This window comes from Candidatus Megaera polyxenophila (assembly GCF_029982035.1).
Taxonomy (GTDB): Bacteria; Pseudomonadota; Alphaproteobacteria; order Rickettsiales; family Rickettsiaceae; genus Megaera; species Megaera polyxenophila.
The window spans coordinates 1,466,532-1,481,338 of record NZ_CP104166.1; the positions used below are offsets into that span (position 1 = coordinate 1,466,532).

The window sequence follows — 14,807 nt, forward strand, 5'->3', positions numbered from 1 at the left end:
ATGATATAATTTAAAGATTGAGAATAAAATCTTATGGGTAAAAAAATAGCAGCAGCAAAAAAAGCCATTGAAAGAACAAAAGAATATTCTTTACAAGAAGCTATATCTTTAGTGAAGAGTTCTTGCTTTGCTAAATTTGATGAAACATTAGACATCGCAATTAATCTCGGTGTTGATCCGAGACATTCTGATCAAATGGTAAGGGGTATGGTTTCTTTGCCAGCTGGTACCGGTAAGGATGTAAGAGTTGCTGTAATTTGTAAAGAGGATAAGGTTGCAGATGCAAAGGCTGCTGGTGCTGATATTGCTGGTTCTACTGAAATTATCGATAATATTAAGGCTGGTAAAATAGATTTTGATGTATGTATCAGTACACCCGATATGATGGGTGTAGTAGGACAGGTAGCAAGGATTCTAGGTCCAAAGGGACTCATGCCCAATCCAAAGCTTGGAACTGTAACTGCAGATATTACAACAGCAGTAAAAAATGCTAAGAGTGGTCAAGTAGAGTATAGGGTTGAAAAAGCGGGGATAGTTCATGCTGGTATTGGCAAAATATCTTTTGCGGATGCTGATTTATTAAAGAACGCTGTAACTTTTATAGAATCTGTTGTTAAGGCAAAACCAGCTGGTGCAAAAGGAACTTATTTAAAAAGGATTCATGTGTCTTCTACTATGAGTCCATCTCTTAGGGTTGATTTGTCAACAGTTTTACAGTAGAAGTTTTTTGGAGAGTATAAGGTGTTAAGATCAGAAAAAAAGACTTTCGTTTCAGAGTTAGAAAAAATTTATCAAGATGCTAATTCAGTAATTATTACACATTATCACGGTCTCACAGTTTCGCAGATTACAAATTTGCGTAAAACTTTAAGGGAGAATGGCGCGTCTTTTAAGATAGTAAAAAATACACTTTCCAAGATAGCTGCTACTAATGTTAAGTTAACATATGATCCAGAAGTTTTTTCTGGACCAACTGCAATAGCTTATTCTAAAGATCCCGTGGCAGCTGCAAAAGGAGTAGTTGAATTTGCTAAGGCTAATGACAATTTAAAAGTTATTGGTGGGATAGTGAATGATAAAATTCTGAACGTAGGTGAAGTGCAACAATTAGCTAAGTTACCATCACTTGATCAATTAAGAGGAAAAATAGTTGGTATACTACAAGCTCCAGCTGCGAATTTGGTTAGAATTGTTCAAGCTCCGGCTGGTTCTCTTGCTAGAGTTGTTCAAGCTTATTCAGAAAAGAACAGTTAATTTTTAATTTTTAAAGTCAATAGAGGTAATTTATTATGGCGAATATAACAAAAATAGCAGACGAACTTTCTGCTCTAACAGTAATGGAAGCTGCTGAGCTTTCAAAACTTTTGGAAGAAAAATGGGGTGTATCAGCAGCAGCTCCAGTAGCAGCAGCTCCGGTGGCAGCAGCAGCAGGTGAGGCGGTAGCTGAAAAAACTGAATTTGATGTAATTTTAGCAAGCTCTGGTGACAAAAAAATTGAAGTCATTAAGGTTGTTAGAGCTCTTACTAATCTTGGTTTGAAAGAAGCCAAAGATTTGGTCGATGCTGCTCCATCATCTTTGAAACAAGGAGTGTCTAAAGCAGAAGCTGATGACATAAAAGCAAAACTTGAAGCTGCTGGTGCTAAAGTAGAAGTAAAGTAATTAGTTAAAGCCGATTTATGGAGGTAACTTAATAAAACCTCTGTGATCGGCTTATTTTGTAGGAAGGGGTAAGTGTCTTTATTTGTAAAATTAGTTAATTATTACGTATAAAAAAGTTCATAAAAATCTTTTTTGAGCTCTTTTAAAGTATCTGTAAATTAACAGATTTGCCTAGTTTTATTATATAAGTTGTAACTTTTATAAAATTCCTTTTCTAGACAACAAATATAAAGAGGTGCAAATTCTTTTCTTATTTTAATTAATCTTTGTAAAAAGTAGGCATCTGTCACGCTGTTATTTGACTAAAAATAAAGAAAGACAGTTTTAAATTAGAGTATAAGGGGTTTATATTTGTTAAGCATACACTTAACATAGAGCAACGCTAAGTTTACGAATAGTTTGTTTTCTAAAAAAATAACCATAGTGTAGATTTTATGAAGGTGTAGTATTAATTTAGGTTTAAGCAAGTTTTACTTTTAATTAAAAATAATTAGCTTTACAGTTGTTTCTTTCGATGGTGTTTGTTGCATTAGTAACTAATTTAATATACAAAAAAATATAAAAATATCTGGAGATCATATGGCGCAATCCTTACAAACAAGTAAGCGTGTTAGAAAAAACTTCGGTAAAATCAAGTTGGTAGCTTCAATGCCTAATTTGATTGAAATACAAAAAAATTCTTATGAAGCAAATTTTTTACAGCTGGAAATTCCTGAATCTGAAAGAAAAGATAAGGGGTTGCAAGCTGTTTTACGTTCGATTTTCCCAATTAAGGATTCATCTAATACAGCAACTTTGGAGTTTGTAAAATACAATTTTGATGCCCCAAAATATGATGTTGAGGAGTGCCTACAACGGGGGCTCAGCTTTGTTGCTCCTCTTAAAGTCACATTACGTCTTACCGTATGGGAAGTAGATGAAGCTACTGAAGCTAGAGAAATAAAAGGCATCAAAGAACAGCAAGTTTATATGGGAGAAATCCCTCTTATGACTCCTAACGGTACTTTTGTTATTAATGGTACAGAAAGAGTTGTTGTTTCTCAGATGCATAGATCCCCGGGTGTTTTCTTCTACCATGATGATGGGAAAACTCATTCTTCCGGAAAGTTTTTATATTCTGCTCGGATAATTCCTTATAGAGGTTCTTGGCTAGATTTTGAATTTGATGCAAAAGATACTATATTTTTTAGAATTGATCGCAAAAGGAAATTACCGGTTACCACTTTGCTTATGGCCCTTGGTATGACTCCTTCTGAAATGTTGACTACTTATTACTCAACAATAAATTATGAATTAGAAAAGAAAAGCTGGGTAGTAGATTTTCAGCCAGAGACATTGACCATTTATAGATTAAATTACGATTTAGTAAATGCGGAAACTAACGAGATAGTTTTGGAAGCAGGCCAAAAAATTACCCCAAGGCTTGCCAAAAAATTTGCAGAAGCGGGGTTAAAAAAAGTTATTATTCCTAATGATACTTTACTTGGTGCTTATTTAGGTAGTGATTTAGTTGATAAATCCAGCGGAGAGGTTTTGGCAAAAATTGGTATGCAAATAACAGAAGATATGCTAGCTGCAATTGATACTGCAGGGATAAAATCTCTTTCTGTTCTTAAAGTACCAGCCCAAGGAGATGCTTATATAAGAAATACTTTATTTGCAGATAGGAATCAGGATCAAAATGCTTCCTTAATAGACATATTCAGGGTTTTAAGGCCAGGAGAACCAGCTACTGTTGAGGCTGGTAGTGTTTTATTTAATAATTTGTTTTTTGATCCTGATAGATACGACCTTTCTGAAGTTGGTAGGATTAAAATGAATGCGAGGCTTAATCTTAATGTAGCCGAAAGTAATACTTGCCTGACTAAAGAAGATATTAAAACTATCGTGCAAGTACTAGTAGACTTGAAAGATGGCAAAGGAGCTGTTGATGATATAGATCATCTAGGTAACAGAAGAGTAAGGTCTGTTGGTGAATTGATTGAAAATCAGTTCAGAATCGGCCTAGTAAGGATGGAAAGAGCAATATTAGAGAGGATGTCAGTAGTTGATATTGACGCCGTTATGCCGCATGATTTGGTTAATTCTAAAGTTTTAGTTTCAGTTGTAAAAGAGTTCTTCAGCACTTCGCAGCTTTCACAGTTTATGGATCAAACTAATCCATTATCTGAAATTACTCATAAAAGAAGATTGTCTGCTCTCGGGCCAGGTGGTGTAAGTCGTGATCGTGTTGGGTTTGAGGTACGTGACGTCCATCCTACTCATTATGGTCGTATTTGTCCTATTGAAACACCAGAAGGTCAGAATATTGGGTTGATTAATTCCATGGCTACTTATGCCAGAATCAATAAACACGGTTTTATAGAGAGTCCTTACAGAAAGGTCACAGATGGGTTTGTAACTGATGAGGTAGTTTACCTTTCTGCTATTGAAGAAGGGAAATATAAAATTGCTCAAGCGGATATGGAAATACAACCAGATGGTAGAATAAAATCTGAGATGGTTAATTGCCGGGTTGAATCAGGTAATTTTGTAACTGTACCACTTTCCAAAGTTGATTTTATAGATGTAACCCCTATGCAAGTTGTTTCGGTTGCAGCATCGTTGATTCCGTTTCTAGAAAATGATGATGCGAATCGTGCACTTATGGGTTCAAACATGCAACGTCAAGCAGTACCTCTTATTAAAACTGATGCTCCTCTTGTTGGAACAGGAATAGAAGATGTGGTAGCAAGAGACTCTGGTGCTGCCGTAGTTGCGTTAAATGACGGTATAGTTGAACAAGTTGATGCAACTAGAATAGTTGTTAGAACTTTGGAGCGTAAGAAAAACGGTTCGCCGGAAGTTGATATATATTCATTGCTGAAGTTTCAGAAATCAAATCATAATACATGTATCAATCAAAAACCTCTAGTTAACGTTGGCGATCAAGTAAGGCGTGGTGAAGTTATTGCTGATGGTTCTGCGATTGATAATGGGGAGATTGCGCTGGGTAGAAATGTACTTGTAGCCTTTATTCCGTGGAGTGGTTACAATTTCGAAGATTCAATTTTAATTTCCGAACGAATTGTAAAGGATGATGTATTTACTTCTATTCACATTGAAGAATTTGAGGTGGTTGCAAGAGATACAAGGCTGGGACCTGAGGAAATAACCAGGGATATGCCAAATGTAGGAGAAGAAAGCCTTCGGAATTTGGATGAAGTTGGTATTATCCATATTGGAGCCGAAGTAAAATCTGGAGACATTTTAGTTGGTAAGGTGACACCTAAAAGCGAATCTCCTATGACACCGGAAGAGAAATTGCTTAGAGCAATTTTTGGTGAGAAAGCTTCTGATGTTAGAGATTCTTCTTTGTATGTACCACCTGGGGTCAGCGGTACTGTTGTCGAAGTCCGGGTGCTTTCACGTAGAGGCGTGGAAAAAGACGAGCGGGCAATAACAATTGAAAAGCAACAGATTGAAAAACTTGCTAAAGATAGAGATGATGAAATTGAAATTATCGATCATTTCGTGTTCGTGCGCTTACAAAAGATTTTAGAGGGACAAATAGTTCTTTCAGGTCCTAAAGCTGTAAAATCAGGTGCGAAGATTGATAGTACTTTATTATCTACTTTATCTAAGGGACAGTATTGGCAGTTGATTGTAGAAGATAGCTCCGTAATGGTTGAAATTGAGCAGATTAAGGCTCAATATGATGAAAAGAAAGATGAGCTTAATAAGCGTTTTACTAGTAAAGTTGAAAAAATACAGAACGGTGACGATTTGCCTCAAGGAGCATTAAAAGTTGTAAAAGTATTTATTGCGACAAAACATAAATTGCAACCAGGTGACAAGATGGCTGGACGGCATGGAAATAAGGGCGTGATATCTCGTATTATGCCGGAGGAAGATATGCCTTTCCTGGAAGATGGTACGGTTATAGACGTGGTATTAAATCCCCTTGGTTTGCCATCGAGGATGAATGTTGGCCAGATATTGGAAACCCATTTGGGATGGGCAGCAAAAACTTTAGGTTACAAAGTTGGCAATATGCTGCACGCTTACAATAAAAATGAGTTGGAAGTTGAAGCACTTAAGGACTTTGTCTGTAAGATATATGGTGAAAGCGATGTTACTTCTAAGCTCAAAAACTTAAAAAAAGAAGAATTTATTGATTTTTGTGAGAAGATAAAAGGAGGGGTTTATTTTGCAACTCCTGTATTTGATGGTGCCAAGGCGGGGCATGTTAAAGAAATGTTAGAACTCGCTGATCAACATTCTTCAGGTCAAGTTAAACTGATCGATGGTAGAACTGGAGAATATTTTGATCGTCACGTAACAGTCGGGTATAAATATCTACTGAAACTGCATCACCTTGTGGATGATAAAATCCATGCTCGTTCTATTGGCCCGTATAGCTTGGTTACCCAGCAACCTCTTGGTGGTAAGTCCCATTTTGGTGGTCAAAGGTTTGGAGAGATGGAATGTTGGGCATTGCAAGCTTATGGTGCTGCTTATACATTACAAGAAATGCTAACTGTTAAATCTGATGATGTAGCAGGTAGAATCAGAATTTACGAGGCTATTGTTAAAGGTGAAGGTAATTTTGAATCAGGTATACCGGAATCATTTAACGTTATGATTAAGGAATTTAGATCTCTTTGTTTAAATGTACAATTAGAGGAAAGTTCAGAGTAGGTTTAGTTTTCGATGCACAATCGTCTAAATTTTGTGTGCCGTTTTTTTGAATGTCACTTGGTTTTAAAAGCAAGGTTGCAAGAGTTTAAGTTTGAGGAAAAGCTATTATGTCAACAAGAGTTAATTTTTACGGTCAATTAAGCAACACTCAACAATTTGATCAAATAAAGATAAATATTGCAAGTCCAGAGCAAATAAGATCTTGGTCTTTTGGAGAGGTAACAAAACCTGAAACCATTAACTATCGGACTTTTAAACCTGAAAAAGAGGGGTTGTTTTGTGCCAGGATTTTTGGTCCTGTAAAAGATTACGAATGTTTATGCGGTAAGTATAAGCGGATGAAATATAAAGGCATCACTTGTGAAAAATGTGGTGTTGAAGTTACTTCTTCTAGGGTTAGAAGGGAGAGAATGGGGCACATTGAGCTTGCGGCTCCTGTTGCACACATATGGTTTTTAAAGTCCTTGCCATCTAGAATAAGCACCTTGCTTGATATTGCTATGAAGGATCTCGAAAAGATCCTATATTTTGAAAACTATGTGGTTGTTGATCCAGGTATTTCGCCTCTACAAAAAGGTGATTTACTCAGTGATGATGCTTACATTAAAGCGCAAGATGAGTATGGCGAAGATAGTTTTGTTGCCTTAATAGGTGCAGAGGTTGTGCAGCGTCTTCTTGCTGAGCTTAACCTTCAAGAACTAAGTATACAACTTCAAACTGAGCTTAGAGAAACTAATTCTGAAACTAAAAAGAAAAAACTTATTAAGCGTTTAAAACTTGTCGAAGATTTTCTGCATTCGGGTAACAACCCTGAATGGATGATCATTAATGTTTTACCGGTTATTCCACCGGAAATAAGACCTCTTGTGATGCTTGATGGTGGAAGATTTGCTACCTCGGACCTTAATGAATTATATAGAAGAGTTATTAATAGAAATAACCGCTTGCGTCGATTACTTGAACTAAAAGCTCCAGACATTATTATTCGTAACGAAAAAAGAATGTTACAAGAAGCAGTAGACGCTTTATTTGATAATGGTCGTCGTGGCAAGGTAATTAAAAACCCAAACAAACGTCCATTAAAATCTTTAAGCGATATGTTAAAGGGTAAACAGGGACGCTTTAGGCAAAATTTACTCGGTAAAAGGGTAGACTATTCAGGACGTTCGGTAATTGTGGTTGGCCCTGAACTGAAGTTACATCAGTGTGGTTTGCCAAAGAAAATGGCGCTGGAATTGTTCAAACCTTTTATATACTCGAAGCTGGAGCTTTATGGGATAGCTACTACCATTAAAGCTGCTAAAAAGATTGTAGAAGCTGAAAGGATAGAGGTTTGGGATATCTTAGAAGAAGTAATACGTGAACATCCGGTACTTTTAAACAGAGCTCCAACCTTGCATAGATTAGGGATTCAAGCATTTGAACCATTACTTATTGAAGGTAAAGCTATTCAGCTGCATCCTCTTGTTTGTGCAGCATTTAATGCGGACTTTGATGGTGACCAGATGGCAGTGCACATACCACTTTCCATAGAGGCTCAGCTTGAAGCAAGGGTACTGATGATGTCGACAAATAATATTTTGAGCCCTGCTAACGGTAAGCCTATTATTTCTGCGGATAAAGACGTCGTACTTGGCTTATATTACTTAACCCTTGAACTTTCAGGAGAACCAGGGGAAGGGATGGTCTTTGCCGATATGGCTGAAGTAGAGTTTGCCCTTTATGAAAAAATAGTAACTTTACATTCTAAAATTCGTTTTCGGATGGAAGTTATTAATTCTGAAGGAGAACAGGTTGAGAATATTGTTGAAACAACACCAGGTAGGTTAATTCTGGGTGAATTAATACCTAAAAATAACGCAAATATTGATTTCAGGTTAGTAAATAAGCAAATGACCAAGAAAACAATTTCTAATGCTATTGACTCTGTTTATCGTTATTGCGGTCAGAAAGCGACAGTAATATTTGCCGACCATTTAATGCAATTAGGTTTTAAATATGCTTGTCAGTCTGGTATTTCTTTTGGTATGGATGATATGGTAATTCCTGCTTCAAAAGGTAAACATATAAAAGAGACATCAGCTTTGGTTAAGGAGTTTGAACAGCAATATTCAGAAGGTCTTATTACTTTTGGAGAAAAATTTAATAAAGTAGTTGATGCTTGGTCTGCTTGTACGGATAAAGTTGCTACCGATATGATGGAGGACATTGCAAAGCCCGCATCTAATGATAGCGGTATATATCAAAATACTGTACACAAATTGAATTCAATTCATATGATGGCTATTTCCGGGGCCAGAGGATCTGCCGCTCAGATAAAACAGCTTGCTGGTATGCGTGGACTTATGACAAAACCTTCAGGTGAAATTATTGAAACTCCTATTATTTCAAATTTTAGAGAAGGATTAACTGTTAGGGAGTATTTTAACTCTACCCATGGTGCTCGTAAAGGTCTTGCGGATACGGCTCTTAAAACTGCAAATTCGGGGTATTTAACTAGAAGGCTGGTGGACGTAGCTCAAAATTGTATTATTACAGAATATGATTGTGGTACGACAGATGGTATAGAAATTAAAACTATTATAGATGGTGGGGAAGTCTTAATGTCTCTAGCTGATCAGATTTTAGGAAGGTCAGTTACCGCTGATATTTACCACCCTGTAACAAACAAACTTATAATATCTGCAGGGGATTTAATTGATGAAGAAAAACTAGAAAAAATAGAAGCTTCTGGATTAGATTTCCTTAAAGCTAGGTCTGTTCTTACATGTAAAACCGATTTAGGTATATGTGCTAAATGCTATGGTCGTGATTTATCAACTGGTTCAATTGTCTCTATAGGTGAGGCTGTGGGAGTAATTGCTGCTCAGTCCATTGGAGAACCTGGAACTCAGCTTACTATGAGAACATTCCATATTGGTGGTGCTGCTACTAAGGGAGCAGAAATATCCTCTATAGAGGCTTCTTACGATTCGAAAGTAAAAATTATAGGACGTAATTTAGTTGTGAATTCAGAAGGTTGCCAGATAGTAATGAGCCGTGCATGCGAAGTTTTATTTATTGATGAAAAGGGTAACGAGCGTGCAAGGAACAAAGTGCCATATGGGGCGAGGTTGATGGTTGACGATGGTTATATGGTACAAAAAGGGCAGAAAATTGCTGAGTGGGATCCTTATACTATTCCGATCATTACCGAAAAATCAGGGAAGGTTTTATTTACTGATATGATAGAAGGATTATCGGTCAGGGACGTTATGGATGATACTACTGGAATATCGAGTAAAGTAGTAATTGAATCAAAACAATATTCCAGGGGAGTGGATTTACGTCCGCGTATACAGTTATTGGATTCGAGCGGAAAAAAAGTTGAATTATCAAACGGGATGGAAGCTAAGTATTATTTACCGGTGAATGCGGTCCTTAGTGTTACTGACGGTTATGAGGTTGCTGCTGGGGATATTTTAGCTCGTATTCCTCGAGAATCCACAAAAACAAGGGATATTACCGGTGGTCTTCCTAGAGTCGCCGAACTTGTAGAAGCAAGAAGACCTAAGGATCATGCAGTGATTGCAGACGTAGAGGGGCGTATTGAGTTTGGTAAAGATTATAAGTCAAAAAGAAGAATTATTTTACATCCGTCTGATGGGTCTGAGCCAATTGAATATATGCTTCCTAAAGGAAAACATGTGGTTGTAAATGAGGGTGACTTTGTCAAAAAAGGAGACATGATTATCGACGGTAATCCTGTTCTCCAGGATATTTTAAAAGTCATGGGAGTTGAAGCTCTGGCAAGGTATATGGTTCAAGAAATTCAAGCTGTTTATAGACTGCAAGGGGTAAAAATCGATGATAAGCATATTGAAGTTGTAATTCGCCAGATGCTGCAGAAAGTAGAAATTACTCATACCGGTGATACTACATTTACAATTGGAGAATTGGTTGATGCTGCTGAACTTGAGGATATCAATAAGAAACTTGTAAAAAATAGTGGTGATCCTGCTTGTGCAGAGCCGGTGCTGCAGGGTATTACTAAAGCTTCGCTTCAAACAAATTCTTTTATATCGGCTGCATCTTTCATGGAAACAACCAAAGTTTTGACTGAAGCTGCTGTTGCCGGTAAACTAGATAAACTGATTGGTTTAAAAGAAAATGTGATAGTTGGTCGGTTAATACCTGCTGGTACAGGCTTTTATATGAATATTGCTAAAAAAGAAGCACAGAGTCGAGATAAAAAAATTATTGAAAATCAGTAAAATTGGCCCTGATTAAATTTACTCTTCTTATGTAAATTTAATCAGGGCGAGGTTATGTTCAGATAAGTAGCCTAGTATCCTCTATTGCCAAAATAAACTGCAAATTTTTAAATTTTTGGGTTTGTTTATTTTTGAGAACCTCCAGGCTTTTTCTTGTTAATAATAATGAGAAGTTATTGTAGGTCAAAAAACTGTATAGCTATAATCCTTGCTAAGTGTATTTTTGTGTTGATTTTTTTATGGCTAGTTTAAAACGAAACTTCGGCTTTTTTTCTATTTATCCTGCAATTTGAATAGTAGCTTTTATAAGGTTATTTATATTTTTTATTATCTGAAATAAAATTAACACCACAGAATATTAAACATAAAAACCCTCGTAACCCTTGGAGTTTAAGAATTACGAGGGTTATAAAGGTAGAAGTCATTGCCTAGGATTTGTTTATATAACGCGAGTTTCGCATTAGAAAGATGGCTGTACAGCAGTAAAGAACTAGGTTATAGGTTACTTCATTTCACAAAATAATAGAAATAACCTATGAAAATGGATTTTACAGAAATATACTCTCACTTCGATGACTTTTTAAAAGAATTAGATAGCAAGAAAGGTTTGATCGCAAATAACAGCAATAAAACAGTCTCTCAGAGCAAGCTTAATAGAAGCAAAATTATATAACAATAATAATAGGATACTGGCACTATATACTATTTACATAATAATTTTTAGTATCATTAATTGGTTAAATTGAAGTTTCTTCTCCAACTAATCCCATTACCTCTTTGATTACGTGTTCTGATCCGGATACAAATTCTGCACCACCATCTCCTACATAATAATTAAAGATCAGATTTACTATTTCTATAGGTTTTTTTATTGATTTATCTAGCTCCTCGGTTAATCCTTCATCAATAGCTTTCAGTAAACTAGGGAGATATTTTCTAGCTTGGCTCAAGTACCAAGAACTTCTTTCACTTATTAAAATAGATATTCCATCTCCATTCTTACCAATCTCTATACAAGATAAAGATGCATGAATATAAGCATCAATAAAACTAGGCATAACCTTTAAAACCTGCTCGTAATAGGATAATGCGGTGTTGTAGTCTTTGTTTGTAAAAGCAATATTCCCTCTTTCATAATGGGCTTTATAGTGCAGTTTGAGAGTATCTTGCGGATCGTGATTAATAATTTTTTCAAGAGCAACAACAGTTCCACATCTGAAATAATAATCTGCAGCGTGTTTTAAAAATTCACTTTCTTCGGAAAACCCTAATTTATGTAAAAAAGCAAGAGCCTCCGCTATGTTAAAATTAACCTTACTTAAAGTAGATTCGTCAGCTGTTTCCTTCAAAATTGTTTTGTTAGAAGCAATAACTTGCTGTAAAGATTTACTAATAGTTGTTAAGTTTTTAAAATCAGGATTTTTTATCTTTGCGAGACTAGTAAGATAACAATCAGTAAACTTCAGAGGATTTAATGATGCTGCTTTTGTAAAGTGCATAATTGCATTATACAAATCACCAATTTTTAAGTAACTACTACCTAGAACTTGATGAGCATCATCATGATTAGGTTTTAATTTTATCAATTCTCCAAAATTCTTAATTACCTCAGGAAAATTACCAAGCTTAAAATAAATCCCACCTAAGGCGTAATAAGCATCTATATATTTAGGATTCAAATCTATCACTTTCTCAAAATGCTTAGTAGCCTCAGAAAATTTACTAAGGCGGAGGTTGGAATGTCCTAAATAAAAATGGGTTTTTATGTGATTAGGATCAATTTTGGTTACTTTCTCAAAACTATCAATTGCTTCTCTGAACTTCCCAAGCTTATAATTAGAATAACCTGTACTTAAATAAGTTTCTAACTCTATAGGGTATAAGCTGGCTATTTCTTCTCCCTTACGCTTCCGTGTTGACTTTGACATAATTAATTATTGATTAATAAAAACAGGAAATAATGCCTTTATTTAGGATAATTTAGTAATATTGTCAACTAAAAAATAAATAATTATAAAATTTATAACCTATAATTGTATCATCCACTTTTAATCAGTTCCTGATTATTTCTGGCAAATAGGGTAATTTGAAAATCAATAAACTTATTTATTTCGAGTGATTTTATAAGATTATTTGCATGTAGTAAAATTCTTAAATCTCTGGTAAGATCCGCAAAAAAGAAAACAGGTTCACCGCTCTGCTTAGTACCTAAGATTTCCCCTCCGCCTCTTAGTACCAGGTCCTGTTCAGCAATATAGAAACCATCGTTACTTTCTCTCATGATTTTAAGCCTTTCCCTAGCAAATTTGGATAATTTTTTTGGGTTATACATAAGTAAACAATAAGATTGTTTGCTTCCTCGTCCTACTCTACCTCTTAGTTGATGAAGCTGGGCAAGGCCAAATTTTTCAGCATTTTCGATAATAATCAAATTGCTATCCGGAACATCAATACCCACTTCAATAACTGTTGTTGCAACCAATATACGAACTTTACCGTTTTTAAACTCCTGCATTACCTGATCTTTAAGCGCTGCTTTCATTTTTCCGTGGATCATAGCAACCTGGTTGGGATACGCCTTATCTAGTTCAATAAATCTGGTGCTTACGTCAGAAAATAAAGAAAGATCTGGATTTTCTTCTTCAGAAAAAATCGTTTTTAATGTTTCATCTGATTTATCGATTAAAGGACATACCCAATAAATTTTTTCTCCTAGTTGTAATTTTTTATTTAGTGAGGTGATAACTTCGAATCTTTTTTCGCTAGAAATTGCAGAGGTAATTATAGGTAAGCGGTTGCGTGGTTTAGTTTTAAGTTGGGAGACGCTCATATCTCCGAACATCGTTAAAGTTAAACTCCGTGGGATAGGGGTAGCTGTCATAACAAGTACATCGGGATGGGAAGCTTTTTTGATTAATTCTAGTCTTTGTTCAACGCCAAACCTATGCTGTTCATCAATAATAATATATCCTAAATCCTTAAATTCTACGCCTTTTTGAAATAAAGCATGAGTGCCAATTAATATATCCACCTTACCGTCTGCTAAATCTTTTTTTAATTGTAGTTGATGTTTTACCGGAGTTTTGCCTGTTAGTAACTCAACTTTAATTGTAGTGTTTTCTAAAGCACTACAGAAAAATTGATAGTGCTGAGCACTTAGCAAGTCGGTTGGGGTCATTAATGCTGTTTGTGTTCCTGAGTTTACGACATTTAACATCGTCAGAAGGGCCACTAGTGTTTTTCCAGAGCCCACGTCTCCTTGCAACATACGCATCATTTGTATATCAGCAAATTGGTCAGCTTCTATCTCCTTAATTGCCTTTAATTGGCCTTCGGTTAACTCGAAACCAAGCTTTTCTAGAACTAATTTATGTAACTCATGGTTTGAAGGAAATGATCTGCCCTGTCTCTTTTGTTCTTCGGTTTTAATTTTTACCAATGATGCCTGATTGGCAAACAATTCTCTCTCTGCTAGTTTTTGTATATTCAAACTTATATTTCTTTCAATATCATAATTTGCCCCCGAATAGCCAATTAGGTGTAAATTTTTGATCTCGCTGAGTAATTCATCTATATATTTTCTTTCTTCTATTTTTTGTTCAGAGAAAGACTTCTTTGTATTAATAGCATTTTCTAGAATGCTAATAGCTTCCCTGATATAACTGTATAATTGCTTGTTTACTATACCGTAAGTAAGTGGATAGACAGGCATTACAGGCGTAGTTAAATTTTGTTTAAATATAAATTCCGGATGGCTTATTTGTAAAGAATGGTCAAAAATTTCTACTTTACCGGTAACAATATATTTCTGACCGACTCTTAATTTGCTAAAAATGAACGGATGAATTTTACTAAAAAAAACCAGAATAATCGTCCCTGTAGTATTAGAAACCTTAATCTTAAGTGGAGACCGTTTTGAAGAAGGGCGAAGTACATCATCTATTGTTACTTCTGTTTGAATTAGCTCACCATTTTTTACTTTTGTTAGGTCAGGGTTTATTTTAATAAAGTTATAAGCAATCGGTTTGTAAAAAAGCAAATCCCTCAGATTAGCGATTTTAAGGCGTTTGAGAGCTTTTTGAGCCGGTTCTGATAGGTGCAATAATGACTTAACCTGCTGAAAAAATATATCGTACATATTTAAATTTGTTCCTGCCGTTGGAGGCTATAATATTAGTTTTATATAAAACTAATACCAAAAGTTATGATAAAA

7 protein-coding genes are annotated in these 14,807 nt (G+C 35.5%); 5 read left to right on the forward strand and 2 right to left on the reverse strand.

Annotated elements, in window-relative coordinates:
* Positions 1–33: 33 nt before the first annotated feature.
* The 5 genes from rplA (at position 34) to rpoC (ending at position 10,594) form a co-directional block, all read left to right on the forward strand.
* Complete coding sequence (rplA, locus tag N3Z16_RS07865; RefSeq protein ID WP_223938586.1) at positions 34–720, forward strand: 50S ribosomal protein L1; 687 nt, start codon at positions 34–36, stop codon at positions 718–720.
* A gap of 21 nt (positions 721–741) precedes the next feature.
* Positions 742–1,254, forward strand: a complete 513-nt coding sequence (gene rplJ / locus N3Z16_RS07870; protein ID WP_282486070.1) for a 50S ribosomal protein L10 — start codon at positions 742–744, stop codon at positions 1,252–1,254.
* Between the two features lie 35 nt (positions 1,255–1,289).
* Positions 1,290–1,661: a 50S ribosomal protein L7/L12 gene (gene rplL / locus N3Z16_RS07875; protein WP_282486071.1), complete on the forward strand. Its 372-nt coding sequence runs from the start codon at positions 1,290–1,292 to the stop codon at positions 1,659–1,661.
* Between the two features lie 579 nt (positions 1,662–2,240).
* Complete coding sequence (rpoB, locus tag N3Z16_RS07880) at positions 2,241–6,341, forward strand: DNA-directed RNA polymerase subunit beta (protein WP_282486073.1); 4,101 nt, start codon at positions 2,241–2,243, stop codon at positions 6,339–6,341.
* Positions 6,342–6,448: 107 nt separating this feature from the next.
* Positions 6,449–10,594, forward strand: a complete 4,146-nt coding sequence (gene rpoC, locus N3Z16_RS07885) for a DNA-directed RNA polymerase subunit beta' (protein ID WP_282486074.1) — start codon at positions 6,449–6,451, stop codon at positions 10,592–10,594.
* Positions 10,595–11,331: 737 nt separating this feature from the next.
* Here rpoC and N3Z16_RS07890 read toward each other — a convergent pair.
* Positions 11,332–12,522 (reverse strand): tetratricopeptide repeat protein, encoded by a 1,191-nt coding sequence (locus N3Z16_RS07890; RefSeq protein WP_282486075.1) that lies wholly within the window; start codon positions 12,520–12,522, stop codon positions 11,332–11,334.
* Between the two features lie 110 nt (positions 12,523–12,632).
* Entirely contained in the window at positions 12,633–14,732 is a 2,100-nt protein-coding gene (locus N3Z16_RS07895) for an ATP-dependent DNA helicase RecG (RefSeq protein WP_282486076.1), read from the reverse strand.
* Positions 14,733–14,807: the final 75 nt, after the last annotated feature.

What these genes read in the sequence shown, in the direction of transcription:
- rplA (WP_223938586.1), top strand. Translation starts at nt 34, where the DNA reads ATGGGTAAAAAAATAGCAGCAGCAAAAAAAGCCATTGAAAGAACAAAA.
- rplL (WP_282486071.1), top strand. Translation starts at nt 1,290, where the DNA reads ATGGCGAATATAACAAAAATAGCAGACGAACTTTCTGCTCTAACAGTA.
- rpoB (WP_282486073.1), top strand. Translation starts at nt 2,241, where the DNA reads ATGGCGCAATCCTTACAAACAAGTAAGCGTGTTAGAAAAAACTTCGGT.
- rpoC (WP_282486074.1), top strand. Translation starts at nt 6,449, where the DNA reads ATGTCAACAAGAGTTAATTTTTACGGTCAATTAAGCAACACTCAACAA.
- N3Z16_RS07890 (WP_282486075.1), bottom strand. Translation starts at nt 12,522, where the DNA reads ATGTCAAAGTCAACACGGAAGCGTAAGGGAGAAGAAATAGCCAGCTTA.
- N3Z16_RS07895 (WP_282486076.1), bottom strand. Translation starts at nt 14,732, where the DNA reads ATGTACGATATATTTTTTCAGCAGGTTAAGTCATTATTGCACCTATCA.